Source organism: uncultured Shewanella sp., from assembly GCF_947497935.1.
Classification (GTDB): Bacteria; Pseudomonadota; Gammaproteobacteria; order Enterobacterales; family Shewanellaceae; genus Shewanella.
The window spans coordinates 93,903-110,819 of record NZ_CANMIO010000010.1; the positions used below are offsets into that span (position 1 = coordinate 93,903).

Below are 16,917 nucleotides of genomic sequence, written 5' to 3' on the forward strand. Positions count from 1 at the left end.
AATTATACTAGCTGCCACATTGCCATTTACACTATCCGCCATACCATCAGTAACCCATTAATCTTTCTGCCACTTATCCACCACTAGCGCAGCGATGATGTCACCCTCAACGTTAACGGCTGTGCGGAAGGTATCAAGTGGTCTCTCGATAATCAGCAAGATTGCGATAGCTTCTAAGGGGATCCCTGCGGCTAATAGCACTAACTGCATTCCCGACATCGAGCCCGATGGCATGCCTGGGGCGCCGATGGAAGACACCATCGCCATGATAAAAATCATCACCATACCTGTTGTCGTCATATCTACACCAAACAGTTGCGCGAGAAATATAGCGGCGACCCCTTCAAATAACGCGGTACCGTCCATATTCATCACCGAACCTAAGGGCAGCACCATGCTACTGGTAGAAGGTGATACCCCTAGCTCCTCAGCACTTCGCATCGACAAAGGTAGAGTCGCTGCGCTCGATGAGGTCGCAAAGGCCATCGCTAACGGCGCGCTAATGCCTTTAAACAGGGTAGTTATTTTAATCCCAGTGAACAACTTAGCTAGGCTAGGTAATACCACCAGCCCATGGATCATGGTTAATACAAAAACTAAAAGTGCAAATAGGGCTAATTGACTAAATAGCGCCTCGCCTCCCGTGAGGGAAAACTCGAATACGATGGCAAATATTGCCAAAGGGGATAGGCGAATAATACCGCCAATCATGGCGTTAATGCCCTTGTTAAGACCCGATATCACCTCAAACAGCGGGTGCTTTTCTGGCAACGCCGTTAACAGTGCGATGCCAAACATAATTGAAAACACCACCACCGCGAGCAGGTTTCCATCTGAGATTGCAGCAACCGGATTAGTTAACGCCATATTCAGCAGCTTAGTGGCAATGGCCCCGCCCGATGCAGCCTGCTCGCCAATAAGCCTAGTCCCTTCGGCTAGAGGCACTGGCTGAGTTAAAGGTTGCCACTCAGGCAAAAATAACGCAGCCCCCAAACCGAGACTTATCGCTATCGTGGTGGTGAAGGTGTAAAAGCCAAGCGTACGCAATCCCAATGTTTTTAATTTAGTTATCGCGCCTATGTTACTTATCCCTTCGATAAGCGACAGCATCACCATTATGCCTACAACCATCTTAAGCAAACCGATATATACGGTTTTACCCAGCATCAAAAATTGATACCAAGCTTGCTGTCCAACTTCAGCTATCGCGTTAGGTTGAGCAAGAGAGGTTAGCGAGGTTGCGAATAACCATGCTGCGGCCGCTGCTATGATTAACTGCAGTGGCAAAGAACTGCGAATTTTATTCCACATGGGGCATTCCAAATTGACTTAATGGGTTAACGGGCTATGAACCATTGCTCTATAACGGTTAGGGTTAAACAACTGACGAATAGCGAGTCAATCGCAGTTAAAACTATTGCGCGCCTAATGAGCGAATCTAATAAATGAGTCTAATGAGTGAGTCGGGGGCGGGATTATAGGGAATAATGAAGAAATGATAATTATCTGATTTAGTAATTTACTATTACTCGCTGGTAATAATTAATTTATATGTATTTGAATTTACTGCGTATGGCCTGCTATTAGTCTTATAGAAAAGTAGATTAAACAGCTGCGAGTCTCAGTATCATTGTTCATTCACTGGCGTGTTTGATGCAATGATACTGATTTACCATCTAATCTAGATGGCTCTCAAACTCTCAACTGCTTATGCTGGCTGCTATTGAGCATGCAATTAGATTTTTACACAGGCAAATATGGCATTGCCGGAGACACCATCCCAAGGCATTAATCTGTCATAGTCATGCTCAAGAATATGCACTTCAAAGTAAGGCTGCAGAAGTAATTGTAATTCTGCAAAACCGATTGCAACCATAGGATGCTCATCTTGCCAAGACTGAGTGGTATCACCCGTTGTTTTTTGTATGCTGAGTTTCAGTGCCTGCTTCTCACCCATTCCCGAGTAATACCAACCTGAGCTAAATACAAACTGACTATCTTCGTGAACTGCGCTATGGCTAACCACTGAACTGTTGTCAATTCTGCTCTTCTTGACAGAATTAAAACAAAACATGCCACCAGGGCTCAGCGCTTTATGTACGCTGCGAATACACTCTTTTAGCTTTTCAATTCCATCGCTGTAGTGAATTGAATAGAGAAAACAGGTGATCAGATCCAATGGCTCATCGACCGTGAAGTTCGCCATATCATGACAGACAAACTCGGCATCGGGGCAGCGTAACTTGGCAATATCTAGCATAGGCTGGTTGATATCGAGCCCGGTACTTTGATAGCCATTTTCAATAAAATATTGAACGTGCGGCCCTGTACCACAGGCCAAGTCTAGGTGACGTACACCTCTGTTTCCGAATAGCTGATGCAGACGGCGTATACAGTCACTCTGTGCCTGATAGTTAATGTCGGCACACATTAAATCATAATAACCAGACAGGTCAGTGTATAAGGCATTGGTTTGCGTTGTAAGCAAGGGGGTTTACCGTGAATTTTTTGGGTGGCGCATACTATACTAATTGCTCAAATTTGCGAAGCAGATAATTGAGCGCTTTTAGCACAGTTCTCAATTTCACTAAATTAGCGCCAGAACATCCTAGAAGTTTGCGTCCACAGGGTTAGCGTCTGCGACTCCTTCCCCGACTAGAAATACAGTAACTTGACCTATGAGACTGCTTGTTATTTAACGGTTCACGCTTGAGTAAAAACAGGCTAAATCACGACGAAAGGCGGTCGATAAATAAAAATCCCCAACGCTTATTGGTAATCGGATAGATTCTCGGCTGCCAATGCCTTAGGTTGTGGTATTCTCACTTGGCTGAGCTTAAATTTACCGAGCCTAGTAAACTAAACAGTAACAGAACTAAAACTGCTTTCAATTGTTCCTCGAAAATAGGAAATTATAATTCTATGAGTCACCCCCTATTTATTGCAGAAGTCTCTAGTAATCACCACAAAAGCTTAGATCGCTGTATCGAGTTTATTGAAACCTCAGCAGCAATTGGCTGCGATGCCGTCAAATTCCAACTTTTTAAAATTGATGAGTTGTTTTCGCCTGAGATCCTTGAAAAAAGCGCGATGCACCGAGACCGAAGAGAGTGGGAACTCCCGGTCGAGTTTATTCCAGCACTACGGGAAGCCTGTGAGCACTTTAATATTCAGTTTTCCTGTACGCCTTTCTATCTAAAGGCCGTAAAAGAACTAGAACCTTACGTGCATTTTTTCAAAATCGCATCTTATGAGCTGCTTTGGACAGACTTGCTCATCGAGTGTGCCAAAACTAAATTGCCCATTGTCATCTCGAGTGGCATGGCAACCATTGAAGAAATTGATACAGCAATCGCCACCTTGAAGGAACACGGCGCAGAAGATATCACCCTACTCCACTGTGTTTCTGCTTATCCCACTCCTGAAGAACAGTGTAACTTAGCCGTGCTACAGAGCTTTAGAGAGCGATATGGCGTCAAAGTCGGTTGGTCTGATCATACGGTATCACCAGCGGTGCTCAATCGCGCGATTCATCGCTGGCAGGCCGACACCATTGAATTTCACCTCGATCTTGATGAGCAAGGCGCAGAATACGCCGCAGGACACTGCTGGTTACCGCAACAGATTGCCCCAGTTATTCGAGGTGCAAAACTGATAGATGCTATTGATGGTAACCCTATTAAACAGTTTGTACCCTGTGAAACTTCAGATAGAGAGTGGCGCGCCGATCCCGATGATGGTTTACGCCCTTTTAAACAGATCCGTGAAAGCTTTCAGGGAGATAACGCTTAACGAAATAGTTTTCAGGGGGGGAGCTCTACTACGAGACGGAGCTTGTTCCTAACAAAAAGCCCTTATCACTGCTTAAGGGCTTTCATGTTAACGCTATAGGGTTGAGACTTTTAAGGTGTCATACACCCAGTTTACTCTCTGCTCCAATTGCTGACGATTATCGGCGGTGACGATAAAGACTCCGAACCGACTCGCGTGACTGGTGGTTTCAGGTACCACGTCACCCACTTGATACCAGATCTCAAGCTTCTTAACAAAGTCTTCAGCTTGAATAGTTTCAATTCCCGAGATCGACGTGACTTTTCCAGGCTTTGGAAAGAAGTAACGATTCGCTACCGCTTGGTCGATAATTGGAGTTAGCTTCTCTAACTCAGGAGGTTCACCTAAGGCAATTTTGAGCGCCGCTTCTACGTAATTAATCCCTAAGCCTAAAGGAACCAGGCTTTCAGAAAAATCACCACCGCTTAGACGAGTTGCAACCTCAATAATTTTCGGTCCAACATCGGTATAAACGATATCTCCTTTGATAACGCCATCTGTCAGACCAAGAGCTAAAGCTGCTTGCTCAATTAAGGCTTCAACTTTAGCTCTTTTTTCACCTTGAATTAAACTTGGCTGCCAACCACCATTTTCAATAATATTAGGTGCAAAGCGACTTAACATTTCGTAGTTACGATCGACATAACCTGGTGTATAGGCTTGTCCTCTATACATGATGGTCTCAGTGCTTATTTGAGGCCCTGCAAGATACTCCTCCACCATAACTTCACCAGCAAAAGACTCACTTTTCGCCTTGTCATAAAGCGCTGATAAATCCGAGTCCTGTGTCAGTAAAAACACCCCTCTGGCACCGGAGCGATCGAGTGGTTTGATGATTAACGGTAGCCCTCTTTTAGCTGCTATATCCGCCAAATGCTCGGCACTTTCTAATAAGCAAAACCAAGGAATGGCAATACCATGATGCTCAAAGCATTGCTTCATCTTAAGCTTATTGGTGGTAACCATTGCCGCTTCGATTGGAATATGTGGCACCTGAATATGTTCAGCCAGCTGAGCGACATATTGTGATATATCGCTGCCCATGACGCACACGGCATCAATTTTTCGATGCCGCTCTTGGTAGTCATCGACAAAAGCTTTTAAGGCTACTAAGTCCATGGTACTGACAACAGCATAATCATCGGCAATCGCAAACCCGGGAGATTCCGGGTTTGCATCGACAACGACCGTGTGTAAGCCCATCTTGTTCGCTGTTTTGATCAAAAATAGCTGATCACGACTGCCACCAAGTAGCAATACTGTTTTATGACATTTGGTTAGCGACATCCATTAAGCTCCTAAAATGGCGCCGCCACTCACGGCGAGTACCTGAGCCGTCATATACTGTTGCTCATCAGACGCCAGCATCACACAAGCACTGGTGATATCTTCCATACGAGCCGCCTTCTTTAGCAATGTCATATCGATCACTTTTTGCCCCGCAGGACTATCTATCTCATCAGCGGTTTGATCTGTACGAACAATCCCTGGCGCGACGGCATTAACAAGAATATTGTGCTCTGCACCATATCGTGCAATCACCTTAGTTAAGCTATTGAGCCCTGCTTTAGATACCGCATAGTGAACCGTTTTAGGACCATGGTATTGTCCGGCTACAGATGAAATATTGATAATGCGACCGCCCTGCTGCGCTTGCATGTAAGGGAACACTTCTTGGCAACAGATAAAAGGTCCTTTAAGATTCACTCCCATTATCTCGTCCCAAGCTTCATCGGTCACTTCATCAAACCAACCGCGCTTATTGATCCCGGCATTGTTGACCAAGATATCGATCTTTCCAAAAGCGGCTACAGCCTGTTCGAATAGCTGCTTTATCTCTGCTCGCTCGGTAACATCAGCCTTAATAGCTATGGCATTGTATCCATCCAGATTAAGCTTATCGGCTAACGCCTTAGCTTGCTCTTCACTATGGACATAATTGATCACGACCTTGGCTCCTTGAGCGCAATACTCCTGTGCGATCGCGGCACCAATGCCTCTTGAAGATCCAGTTATAACCGCGACTTTACCGGCTAAACGCATCACTTGTTTACTCCTAAATAGTTTGGCCATTGCTGTGCAATTTGCTCAATGATTTGCCCTGGCATCATGCCGCACTCACTGCTGCACTCATCTTTACTACCTGGGTAAACAAACTTGTCATCAACACCGCTTCTCAGTACCTGCATAGATAAGTTTGCATCGGCAAGGGTTTCAAGCACTAGAGAGCCAAAACCACCATTTAGCACGCTTTCTTCAAGTGTTATCAGGTGCTTTGTTTGTGCAACTAACTCAATAAAACGCTCTGCAGGGAAAGGTTTAATCGATTGCACACAGATGATGCCGTAGTCTTTGCCTTGCGCTGCTAATAATGCTTTAAGCTCATATGCCGCAACTAAACGGTTGCCCAAACAGACTAAATAGCCATCACAACCCTGCACTGGGACAGATAGGCCACAAGGCTCAATCAAGCCAGCATCGGGTTCTGGAGTTGGAATTGGCTCATAGGGATATAGGATAACCATCGGTCCCTGAGGATTGTCGAGACGCTTCTCAATCAATTCTGTTAATGCAACAGAGCTCGCGGGGTACACCACCTGCATATTTGGGAATGAGCGCAGATAGGGAATATCATAAATTCCGTGGTGGGTTGCGCCATCATAACCAGCAAAGCCTGCACGTACGCCAAATACCGTCACAGGTAAATCCATATAACAAGCGTCATGAATAAGCTGATCGTAGGCGCGTTGCATAAAGGTCGTTTGCATACAGACAACGGGCTTCTTACCACCTAGAGCTAGACCACATGCCATACCTACCGCTTGCTGCTCAGCCATTCCCACATCCAGTGCACGCTCAGGAAACAGAGCCAAACACTCATCCAATGATGAGGCGTAAGGGGTAGCTGGTGTCATAGCAAATACATCGTCATCCGTTGCCATCTTCTGCTTCAGCGCTTCAGCCGCGACAACCGCGTAGGTTCGCCCCACAACTGTTGCTGCTGCACCTTTACCGGTAGCTGCATCAAATGGCATAGAGAAGTGCATTTTATAGGGATGATCTTTTGCACATGCTAAGCCTTTACCTTTCTCGGTTTTAACATGAACAATAACAGGCCGAGCTAATTGCTTCGCAACAGCTAATTGCTCAAGTAGAGTCGGCATATCATGGCCATCTTCGACCAGCAGATAGGCAAAGCCCATCCCTTCAAAGAAGGCTCGGCTATTGCTCTGCCAGTTTTTCCCTGCTGTAAGGTTGCGCATTCCTCCAACAGACTTAGCAATCGCCATTTCATTATCGTTAATCACAATCACAAGCTTACTGTCTTTATCTTCAGCACAGTAATTAAGCCCTTCGAAAGCCATCCCCTCAACCATTGAGCCATCACCGATCAAAGAAACGACATAGTGAGCTGGCGAAGTAAGCTTAAGGGCTTTGGCATAGCCTGACGCAATAGAGAGTGAAGTGCCGGCATGTGACGCATCGATGGCGTCATGCTCGCTTTCATCTCTGGCAACGAATCGGTTCATGCCGCGATATTGGTTTAATGTGGCGAAGTTATCCACGCGCCCCGTTAAAATCTTATGGGTATAACCTTGATGGCCCGTATCAAAAATCACTTTATCATCTGGAGAGTCAAAGAGTGCATGAATGGCAACCGTGAGTTCGACCACTGATAAGTTAGCGCCGATGTGTCCGCCTGTCGCAGAAATATTGCTAATAAGAAACTGCCTAATATCTTCGGCTAATTGGGTTAATTGCGCCGCCGACTGCAGTTTCAATTCATTGAGAGTCGGCACAATTAATTGATGGGTTTTCATTATCAATCCTTACTATTAGGCTTTACGCAGATAAGCACAGTATTGGTGCCATAGGGGTCTGTTTCGTCATAAATAATACCCGCTTTAATACCGATCACTTTGACGACAATAAAATACTGGTTAACTAATGCCAGTAGCTCATCGAGAGAATATTCAATAAGGTGGCAAGAGTTAACGGGGATATGGCCTATGCTATTTTGAGGTGTACTTAACACTAAGACACCACCAGGTTTCAGTACGCGTTTTATTTCACTTAAGCACTCATGCTCAGGAACATGCTCAAGAGTTTCAAAGCTGGTTACAGCGTCGTAGGACTCATCTGCAAAGGACAACTTAGTGATGTCTTCGACAAAGTAATCGGTATTGGCAGCGCTATTATTTTTCTTAGCAAATTCCACACTCAGCTCATCTAAATCGGCTCCATGAACCTCTTTTAAATGACTCGCCATAATGTTGACGCCGTAACCATCGGCACAGGCGATGTCGATAATCTTCATATCAGGCTTAAGATGCTGCAAGGCGAGCTCGTAATGAAAGCCCAATCGGTCTCCAGAGACAATACGGTGCTCATTCACCTCTTGACGCGGAATCGCATATATTTGCGTTGCTAAGCGGCGACATTCATTCAAGTAATCATCTGCATAGCTTGGTAACTCTGTTAAGAACTTAACTTTGTACCGCTGAGCATTCATCGAAAAGTAGCACTTAGGGTGCACAAGAAACTTGGCATTCTCAGGCTGAGTTAGTTCATCATTAATAGCTTTAAGTGCACCGATACGAAAGACTTCTGAAGTAAAATGCACAGGAAAATCATCAGGTAACTTAATACAATCTAATTGCTCACTGATCGCGATATCCAGCATTGCTAGACTAGCTTGAGGGTCGAAGCAAAAATGGATACCATCGACTCTGATGACATAATCGTTATCAGCTAAATCTGAACAAGCATCAATCATTCGATTAAGCGGACTTGCATCGTGGCCGTAGTACAGAGAGAGACGCTCATCATCGATAAGCTTAACGATCTCGTCGAGCTCTCCACCGCGATCAAACTCTGGAGCAACCAAGACAACGTCTAAATCGGTAAAGTGGCTCAAGACACGGCGAATAGTTCGAACAACGGCAATCTCGTCCTCTACCATCCCCATACAGATATCGACGCCACCAGCCCATGAGCGTGAACTGGCTTGCACTAATACTCTTGTTTTTATCATGTTAATTCCTATTGAAGCGGCTTTATTTTGCATTATCAACTGCGCTTACGGGCGTATATGCAGATCTCTCTGCCTACACCAATTTCAGCCATGGATTGATACCAAGCCCTTTTCAGATCATTCTGACCAGACTCGATCAGGCTCATTTCAAATTTCATTCTTTTCTTATGACAGGCCCTACCTAGCTCATCGTTACCGACATAGTTATCCCCCATCAACAAGAACATATCTATCGGGAAACTAGACTCTTTCAAGAAGACATCAAACCCCGAGTTATTCAACAATTGAGTCAGAGAGTTGGCATCAAAATAATTCAGATGATGAGGAGGCGCTAACCACCAGGGCTCAAGTCCATCGACCTCTCTGACGGTCTTTTGGAATGGGTTATAATCATTGGGAACAGAGATACATACCAGCCCGCCTTCCTTGACTAATAAGTGAATACACTCCAGTAACTCGATAGGATTAGGGATATGCTCTAGCACGTTACAAGCATGAACCACATCAAAAGGTTCAAATTGCTTTACACTAGCAGGACTTAAAAAGTCACTCACCACATCCAGCCCCAGTTCTCTGGCATGCTCACTCGCCTGCTTTGAGGGCTCAATACCTTGAGTCTCCCATCCTCGTTGCTGACCGTGATGCAGAAAAAAACCTGGACCAGCGCCGACATCAAAGACACGCCGGCTTCCCACAGGTAGATGCGCTTCAAACGTGTCAAATCGGTCTGCAAAAACACGCTCCCACCAGATAGCGTCCTCTTTGCTTTGGCTTAAAAACAAAGGTTTATCTTTTGTGTAATACTCTTCCCGATAAACCTGCTCCAACTCCTGTGCTGTTGGCATTGGCGATACATGCTTAAAACCGCATACTTCACAATCGATGACATTGAAGCCATGACGATTATCGATGACTTTACCAGTGTGCTGTTGAGCATCGTTGTTTGTGCCAGCCATGTTTACTTCTCCTTTACGCATTCTTCGCTGTGATAAGCAAAATACGTACCGATAAAATTTTGACGAATAAAAAACACCAAAAGTGATGTTGAAGCTAGGCCGAACTTTTCACTAACCTTTAAAGGAAGGATCATTAATTGGCAAAAATCATGCGGTGAGTATTTTACTCATAATATTGTCTATGCCATTGGGAATTGAGCATGGTTCGGATTCAAATAAACAAATTTTGTGCAACTCTGTCATATCAATCGTTCTGGCGATCTGTTTTTCGGCAAAACTTTGGCTGGCGATATGGTGATCGGGCTGAGTACAGATATGACAGGCTGGAATATTCAGCACGGCAAGCTCATATGCGCTCATGCCAAATGTGATAACAGCAAAATCCATCTGCCGCATTAACTCAGCTATATTCGTAAGATTGGAATACAAGGTTAAATTTTCAGACAACTGCTGTTGGTGGCTCAAAGACGTATAGTCTGGATGACTCTGCTTTATAACAACATGTAGGGAAAGTTCACTGTCCAACTGACATAACCGCTCAACAACGGGCAAGGTTAAAAGCTGAGGATCGGTTCCCCCCATCATGACCAACACCTTACGCACTTGATTACAGGGCTTTACAAATGGTTCAAAAAACGCCCCTCTGACAAGTAAGTAATCCCAGCCCACATATCGAGTGCCATTAAAGCCTTGCCAATTTAGCGCTTCCACTAGCGGGCTCGGAGGATAAAAGAGTAGATCGCAACCTAAGCGGTAATCACTTGGTTCATCGATAGCTACGGTCAAGATATTCGCTTGTTTCATTGTCTCTATTACCTGCACAGGCAGACCATCACGAATATCACCGATAAAGATATCAGGGCATTGTTGCTTAATCACTTGCTGGCACCATTGCATGTAATCAAGGTGCTCAAACAACTGCACATCAAAGCCATGCCCTTCTAATGCCTGCATAGCAATAGCATCATTATTAACCACAAAGGTGACTCTATGACCCGCTTCTACGAAGGAGTTAGCTAAACAGATGCAGCGAACAACATGGCCCATTCCGACTTGAATTGATGCATCACAGCGAAACATCACATGTTGAATAGTCATATTGTTTTAGTACCCATATTTAGTAGCTGTATAATGAAATGTCACGACCAACATAAAGCAAAGCTCACAGTATAAAGTAAGTTATCCACCTTCCATGTAATGAACTGCATTTTTAACACTTTTGTAGTCCAAACGGTAGCTTATCGGTGCTAATTTGTTAGCACACCAAAACACCTGTAGCTAAAAGCTAAGATTCAAGTGCGTTTATTGCAGTGATTCACCATCTTAGGTCAAACAATTACCGTGACTAGTGATTGAGAATCGCCTCATTTATGCTTAAACTAAAATCCCTCTGACAGCTATAAAGCTGTTTACTGTTAAAAAGTTTTATTGCGTTAAGAGTCCCTATGGTCAACACCCAGCTCCCTAATGTCTACGCGATTTTCCATTTAAACTTAGCGTTTTCCTCTATCGACACCAGCGAACATCAACGTGTAGTCGATCTGTGTTACTGGCCGTTGCTGCACTTAATTGAGCGCGATAATATCCCTTTAGGAATTGAGCTCACCGCTTATACTCTCGAATGTATCCAAGCAGTTGACTCTAGCTGGATCGAAAAATTTAAAGCTCTACTGACAAAGAGGCGTTGTGAGCTTATCGCCAGCGGAGATAGCCAAATTATTGGGCCACTGCTGCCTTGGGAAGTGAATATACAAAACTTGTCACTTGGGCAAAAAAGTTACCAAGCCCTCGTCAGCTACCAACCTAAGATTGCCTACATCAATGAGCAAGCCGTATCGGCAGGGTTATTAGATTGCTATATTGACTGCGGCTTTGATGCTGTTGTTGTTGAATGGGATAACCCCTTTTCTCACAATACAGATTGGGATAAATCATCTCGCGATCAGCCGCAGCAACTTGTAGCGGCTTCTGGACGGACTATCAAAGTAATCTGGAACCATGCCGTGGCTTTTCAAAAGTTTCAGCGCTATGCCCATGATGAAATGACCCTAGCCGAATACTTCGAATACCTAGCGAAGGCGACTAACGGCGCAACAGCCTTCTCACTCTATGGCAGTGATGCTGAAGTCTTCAATTACCGACCAGGGCGTTTTAATACAGAAACGAAACTCGATTTAGATGAGTGGCAACGCATTGAACGCTTATTTACTCAGATAAAATCCCAAGAACAATACCGCTGGGTCGCTCCAAGCGAGCTATTATCTGTGGCTCAAGAGTGCACCACGCTTAAGGTTCAGACGCCTGCCCATCCCATCTCGGTAAAGAAACAGGCAAAATACAATGTAACCCGCTGGGCGCTATCGGGACGAAACGATCTTAGCCTTAACAGCCTCTGTTATAGAAAGTTTTCCCAGCTAAAGGGTTTAGAACACGTCAGTGAGCAGCAGTGGAGAGAGCTTTGCCGTCTCTGGGCCAGTGATTTACGCACACACCTTACTCATAAGCGCTATCAAGACTTACTGAGCCGTTACCCCATCGCGCAAAGAGCGGCATGCCAAACGGCTCCAAAAGCATATTTAGATGCTGCCTGTAAATCTAATAGCGACTATCAGGTTTATCACTGTAGCGAACGTAACATACTCACTGTTGAACACCCTCAACTTAAGCTAGTGCTTAATGGTAAACGAGGCATGACGATAAAGTCACTGGCTTTTGCTCGGCACAATTTTAAGCCCATTATAGGTACGCTTGCCCATGGGTATTTTGATCATATCAGCTATGCCGCCGATTTTTATTCGAACCATTTAGTCATTGAACGCTATAGCGAGAGAGACCGAGTCACAGACTTAAGCCGAACTCAGTTTAATGTGACTCACACCAGCACGGGGCTACTCATCAGTGCAGAGATAACAACACCACAGGGTAAATTAACTAAATGGTATAGACTCGAAAGCGAGCAAGTCGAGTGTGGTTTCGATTTTGAGAATCAACATCGACCCGAAGCGACTATCAGACTCGGCTATCTCACACTACTAAACTGCAAGCTACGCAATTGGTTCGCCTGTCACAATGGCGGAAAATTGTTGGAGTTCTATCATGCAGAACAAGACTTTAACCATGGAACCCCAGTATCATCAATTGTTTCCGCTAATAGTGCCTTAGGTGCGACAGAAGGTGTTTTTTACACTGGTTGCGACGAGCTAGGTCTTAAGATCAGCTGGTCGCCTCAGTCTTGCGCCGCCCTGCCTATGCTTTCTAGCCAAAGGATCGATGATAGTTACTTAAATCGTGCCTGGTTTTCACTCTCTGAGGCCGATGAAACGCTCAAAGCGGATGGCGAGCTGTTGAACTTTAGCTATCAAATCACTCCATGCTTTAAAACGGATATCAGTTAAGTCATGAACATCATAGCAATTATCGGTGCTCGCCTAAACTCAAGCCGCCTTCCGGGAAAGCATCTTCTTCCCCTTGCTGGGAAGCCTATCATTGCGCATATTCAAAACCGCCTAGAGCGCTGTCAGACATTGACGGAAATCGTGCTGGCTACCACCTTAGATGAATTCAACCAGCCACTCATAGACTGGGCAAATGATAATAGCCAATGCCTTGCTTATTCTGGCGATGTTAATGACTTGATGGGGCGGATTAATGCCGTTGTCGAGCAGTATCAAGCCGATATAGTCGTCTATATTTGCGGGGATTGCCCACTTATTGATCCCGGTTTTATCGACCATGCAGTCAACCAATTACGTCAAAATCCACAAGCCAATAGTATCTCTCTTGCGCCAGATGTGCGCTCAATCCATGAGGGAATGGCATTTTATACACGCCAAGGTTGGGATAGTCTGTTTATTAATAGCGTAAGTGATATGGAAAAAGAGCATGTCGGCTATGCTAATCAAAGATGCCATTGCCTAACTCCGTTATTAATCCAAGACAGTGATGACTACTCTGGCATAGAACATAGGATTTCAGTCGATACCAATGCCGATTACCTTTTTATGCAACAGATATATCAACGTTGGTATGCACAAAACAGTTCCGATTCCATCGTGCCTTTGAAGTGGGTCGTACACACTCTTAAAGAAGAGACCTCTCTAAGACTAATAAATGGTCATGTTAAGCAAAAAAAAGCGGATCAGAAATACCTGTCGGTGTCACTTTATTGCGTTTATCAAGCTGCTGATGACGCCCTATATCAATTGAGTGTAAAGCTAGGTGCTTCGTTACAGGAGCATTACGGCTTAGGCACTCAACTACATGTGCTTACAAGAGAAGAGCTGCAAGCAACAGCGTCACAAAATAGCCAAAACTACCATGATGAACAGGTATTTATTGACGCATTAAAACACGACACTCAACACCTAACACTTTGTCTGCTCCCTACTCTCTTACAGCACAAAGTCGAGCAATTTAAGCATGCGATTTCAGCTAATAACAGCCTTGCCATTGAGCTTTTTGATGCTAGAGATCACTGCCAGTCCTCCCGCAATATCGCATTTAAGTGGTTAAATAACGGAGTAGAACAAACCACAGAGCAAGATGTTGTAATCGATGGGTTAACCCTTGAACAATTAACGAAACTCATAACAAGCTTGCTATAGCCCAGTGTAAAATAGCGGCCAGCAATTATCGCCGCTATTTATATTTTAGAAAGTCCATTTAGCGAGAAATGAAAGACTTTAACTGCTCACAAATATAATCGAGTTGAGCAAACTCTAATTGTGGATGTAATGGCAAGGTGATAATACGCTGATAGAATGCTTCAGCCACTGGGAAGTCTCCAGCCTTAAACCCGAGTTTGCCATAATATGGCTGAGTATGAACGGGGATATAATGCACATTAACGCCAATATCCGCCTCACGTAACTGATCAAAAACAGACTTTCTATCGACCAACTCTGGCAACAAAATAATCATCAAGTGCCAAGCGCTGTAGCTGTCTTCACTCGGCGCTACAAACTCAATATTTAGTGCCGTTAGTTGCTCAGCGTAATAATCTGCAAGGATATTTCTACGGCTGACTAATTCAGTTAATTGATTAAACTGACTAACACCTAACGCAGCCTGAAGCTCAGTCATTCGGTAATTGAAACCTAATGCCTGTTGCTCGTAATACCAAGCTTCATCACTATGGTCTGAATGTAAATCATCCCGCGTCACCCCGTGACTACGCAATAACTGCATAGACTTAGCTAAAGCGGCATCATTGGTTGTCGCAGCGCCGCCCTCTGCAGTGGTGATGATCTTCACAGGATGAAAACTAAATACGCTAATGTCGCTATATTGACAGTGACCAACTGGGGATTGCCTATAGCGGGCGCCGATACAGTGAGAGGCATCTTCAATCACCTTAAAGCCATACTCTTTGGCCAGCTGCGCTAAAGATTTCATATCACAGCAATGGCCAGCTAAATGAACCGGGATCACGACCTTAGGTAACAGCCCTTTACGCTTAGCATCTGCAAGTTTAAGCCGTAACTGAGTCATATCCATATTACCAGTGAGCAGCTCGACATCGACAAAGTCCACATCAGCGCCGCAGTACAGCGCACTATTAGCAGAAGCGACAAATGTAATCGGACTGGTCCAAACTCTGTCTCCCTTACTGACCCCAAGGGCTAAACAGGCAATATGCAGTGCCGAAGTTGCACTATTAACGGCTATAGCATACTTAGCTTGAGTGAACTGGCATAATCGCGATTCGAATAAAGGAACTTGCGGGCCTTGGGTCAGAAAATCAGACTTAAGCACACTCACAACAGCATCAATATCCTCTTGGTTAATTTGCTGTTTTCCGTATTGGATCATAAACCCAAGCTCTCATCCAAGGCGACGATTTCACTCGGACTCAGAAAGTGAGGATTATTACCTGAATGGTATTCATAACCTAACTCAACTAACTTGCCTTGCTCGCCTAGCATATTGGTTGAGTATTCATTACTTCGGCCAAAAAAGGTGATACTCGGTGTGATCACAAAATGATCATCAAACTCGATTGTGTGATGGGAGTCATCAGCTGGACACATAATTTCATGCATCTTTTCGCCAGGACGAATACCGATGATTCTATGTTCTAAATTTGGGGCGTAAGCTTTAGCTAGATCGGTAATACGTACTGATGGGATCTTAGGTACAAAAATCTCACCGCCTTGCATACGCGAGAAGTTCTTCAGGACAAAATCGACCCCATCTTGTAGAGAGATCCAAAAACGAGTCATCTCTTCATGGGTGATAGGTAAGCACGTCTCGCCCTTTGCCACTATCGACTTAAATAACGGTACAACAGAGCCACGAGAACCAACTACATTGCCATAACGCACAGCGGAAAATCGTGTCTTTCCTTCACCGACAATGTTATTTGCAGCGACAAACAATTTGTCAGAAGCTAGCTTAGTCGCACCATATAAATTGATTGGGTTAGCCGCTTTATCTGTTGATAGTGCGATAACCTTCTCTACACCATTTTCGATGGCGGCCTTAATCACATTTTCTGCGCCATGAATATTAGTCTTAATGCACTCCATCGGATTGTATTCAGCTGCGGGGACCTGCTTTAGTGCTGCTGCGTGAATAACAAAATCCACATCACGAAACGCTTGCTTAAGTCTATCGCCGTCACGTACGTCACCAATAAAGTAGCGCATGCAAGGCTGGTTAAACTCTTGCTGCATCTCGTATTGTTTTAGCTCATCTCGTGAAAATATAATAAGACGTTTTGGTTTATAACGTTCAAGGATGGTTTTTGTGTACATTCTTCCAAATGAACCTGTTCCACCCGTTATCAAAATTGATTTATTATTAAACATTATTTTTCACCATCGCCCTTCAGAATATAAGCTGTCAAAAAAATATCACTGGGTTATCTTTAATACAATTTGTGGCAAAAAGTGTGCCACAAAATAAAACACTCACCGCTGCTCTAATCGATAAAATCAGCTGTAAACTACCGAAAAACATACATACTACAACATCGATTAACCAGAAAACGTCTTTATACCACTAAATAAGCATTCTCATAGGAGCTAGCTCCTATTTATTTAACAAAGGTGGTATTAAAATTGCTTTATTAAAAGAATACCGATTTTCTAGCTG

13 protein-coding genes are annotated in these 16,917 nt (G+C 44.3%); 3 read left to right on the plus strand and 10 right to left on the minus strand.

Translation table 11 applies throughout. From position 1 onward, the window contains the following. Positions 1-57 precede the first annotated feature (57 nt). Both Q1A86_RS13115 and Q1A86_RS13120 read right to left on the minus strand, forming a co-directional pair. Positions 58-1,311, minus strand: a complete 1,254-nt coding sequence (locus Q1A86_RS13115; RefSeq protein ID WP_299807243.1) for a dicarboxylate/amino acid:cation symporter — start codon at positions 1,309-1,311, stop codon at positions 58-60. A 424-nt stretch (positions 1,312-1,735) separates the two neighbouring features. Next, complete coding sequence (locus tag Q1A86_RS13120; protein WP_299807245.1) at positions 1,736-2,488, minus strand: class I SAM-dependent methyltransferase; 753 nt, start codon at positions 2,486-2,488, stop codon at positions 1,736-1,738. Between the two features lie 434 nt (positions 2,489-2,922). Between Q1A86_RS13120 and Q1A86_RS13125 the strand changes: the two genes are divergently transcribed. After that, positions 2,923-3,792 (plus strand): N-acetylneuraminate synthase family protein, encoded by an 870-nt coding sequence (locus Q1A86_RS13125; protein ID WP_299807247.1) that lies wholly within the window; start codon positions 2,923-2,925, stop codon positions 3,790-3,792. Positions 3,793-3,885: 93 nt separating this feature from the next. Here the strand turns inward: Q1A86_RS13125 and Q1A86_RS13130 are convergent, their stop codons facing one another. The 6 genes from Q1A86_RS13130 to Q1A86_RS13155 form a co-directional block, all read right to left on the minus strand. Further along, a complete protein-coding gene (locus tag Q1A86_RS13130; RefSeq protein ID WP_299807249.1) occupies positions 3,886-5,118 on the minus strand; it encodes an ATP-grasp domain-containing protein in 1,233 nt (410 codons plus the stop codon). A 3-nt stretch (positions 5,119-5,121) separates the two neighbouring features. Next, positions 5,122-5,874 carry an SDR family NAD(P)-dependent oxidoreductase gene (locus Q1A86_RS13135; protein ID WP_299807357.1) on the minus strand — a complete coding sequence of 251 codons (753 nt, stop codon included), beginning with the start codon at positions 5,872-5,874 and terminating at the stop codon, positions 5,122-5,124. Beyond that, positions 5,874-7,652 carry a 1-deoxy-D-xylulose-5-phosphate synthase gene (locus Q1A86_RS13140; protein ID WP_299807251.1) on the minus strand — a complete coding sequence of 593 codons (1,779 nt, stop codon included), beginning with the start codon at positions 7,650-7,652 and terminating at the stop codon, positions 5,874-5,876. The genes Q1A86_RS13135 and Q1A86_RS13140 overlap by 1 nt, the downstream gene beginning before the upstream one ends. Positions 7,653-7,654: 2 nt before the next feature. Beyond that, entirely contained in the window at positions 7,655-8,866 is a 1,212-nt protein-coding gene (locus tag Q1A86_RS13145; RefSeq protein ID WP_299807253.1) for a methyltransferase domain-containing protein, read from the minus strand. A 35-nt stretch (positions 8,867-8,901) separates the two neighbouring features. After that, positions 8,902-9,822, minus strand: a complete 921-nt coding sequence (locus Q1A86_RS13150) for a class I SAM-dependent methyltransferase (RefSeq protein ID WP_299807255.1) — start codon at positions 9,820-9,822, stop codon at positions 8,902-8,904. Positions 9,823-9,969: 147 nt separating this feature from the next. After that, entirely contained in the window at positions 9,970-10,920 is a 951-nt protein-coding gene (locus Q1A86_RS13155) for a hypothetical protein (RefSeq protein WP_299807257.1), read from the minus strand. Positions 10,921-11,267: 347 nt separating this feature from the next. Between Q1A86_RS13155 and Q1A86_RS13160 the strand changes: the two genes are divergently transcribed. Together Q1A86_RS13160 and Q1A86_RS13165 are read left to right on the plus strand one after the other, a co-directional pair. Continuing rightward, positions 11,268-13,217, plus strand: coding sequence for a glycoside hydrolase (locus Q1A86_RS13160; RefSeq protein WP_299807259.1), 1,950 nt, complete (start codon positions 11,268-11,270; stop codon positions 13,215-13,217). A gap of 3 nt (positions 13,218-13,220) precedes the next feature. Further along, a complete protein-coding gene (locus tag Q1A86_RS13165; protein WP_299807261.1) occupies positions 13,221-14,426 on the plus strand; it encodes an NTP transferase domain-containing protein in 1,206 nt (401 codons plus the stop codon). Positions 14,427-14,484: 58 nt separating this feature from the next. Here the strand turns inward: Q1A86_RS13165 and pseC are convergent, their stop codons facing one another. Together pseC and pseB are read right to left on the minus strand one after the other, a co-directional pair. Beyond that, the gene (pseC, locus tag Q1A86_RS13170) at positions 14,485-15,633 is read right to left on the minus strand and encodes a UDP-4-amino-4,6-dideoxy-N-acetyl-beta-L-altrosamine transaminase (protein WP_299807263.1); all 1,149 of its coding nucleotides are present in this window, start codon (positions 15,631-15,633) and stop codon (positions 14,485-14,487) included. Next, the gene (gene pseB / locus Q1A86_RS13175; protein ID WP_299807265.1) at positions 15,630-16,631 is read right to left on the minus strand and encodes a UDP-N-acetylglucosamine 4,6-dehydratase (inverting); all 1,002 of its coding nucleotides are present in this window, start codon (positions 16,629-16,631) and stop codon (positions 15,630-15,632) included. Before pseB ends, pseC begins: the two co-directional genes overlap by 4 nt. Positions 16,632-16,917 lie beyond the last annotated feature (286 nt).

Excerpts from the sequence above, each read along its gene's own strand:
- Q1A86_RS13145 (WP_299807253.1), bottom strand. The coding sequence starts at position 8,866 with ATGATAAAAACAAGAGTATTAGTGCAAGCCAGTTCACGCTCATGGGCT.
- pseC (WP_299807263.1), bottom strand. The coding sequence starts at position 15,633 with ATGATCCAATACGGAAAACAGCAAATTAACCAAGAGGATATTGATGCT.
- Q1A86_RS13115 (WP_299807243.1), bottom strand. The coding sequence starts at position 1,311 with ATGTGGAATAAAATTCGCAGTTCTTTGCCACTGCAGTTAATCATAGCA.
- pseB (WP_299807265.1), bottom strand. The coding sequence starts at position 16,631 with ATGTTTAATAATAAATCAATTTTGATAACGGGTGGAACAGGTTCATTT.
- Q1A86_RS13155 (WP_299807257.1), bottom strand. The coding sequence starts at position 10,920 with ATGACTATTCAACATGTGATGTTTCGCTGTGATGCATCAATTCAAGTC.
- Q1A86_RS13160 (WP_299807259.1), top strand. The coding sequence starts at position 11,268 with ATGGTCAACACCCAGCTCCCTAATGTCTACGCGATTTTCCATTTAAAC.
- Q1A86_RS13125 (WP_299807247.1), top strand. The coding sequence starts at position 2,923 with ATGAGTCACCCCCTATTTATTGCAGAAGTCTCTAGTAATCACCACAAA.
- Q1A86_RS13140 (WP_299807251.1), bottom strand. The coding sequence starts at position 7,652 with ATGAAAACCCATCAATTAATTGTGCCGACTCTCAATGAATTGAAACTG.
- Q1A86_RS13165 (WP_299807261.1), top strand. The coding sequence starts at position 13,221 with ATGAACATCATAGCAATTATCGGTGCTCGCCTAAACTCAAGCCGCCTT.
- Q1A86_RS13135 (WP_299807357.1), bottom strand. The coding sequence starts at position 5,874 with ATGCGTTTAGCCGGTAAAGTCGCGGTTATAACTGGATCTTCAAGAGGC.
- Q1A86_RS13130 (WP_299807249.1), bottom strand. The coding sequence starts at position 5,118 with ATGTCGCTAACCAAATGTCATAAAACAGTATTGCTACTTGGTGGCAGT.
- Q1A86_RS13150 (WP_299807255.1), bottom strand. The coding sequence starts at position 9,822 with ATGGCTGGCACAAACAACGATGCTCAACAGCACACTGGTAAAGTCATC.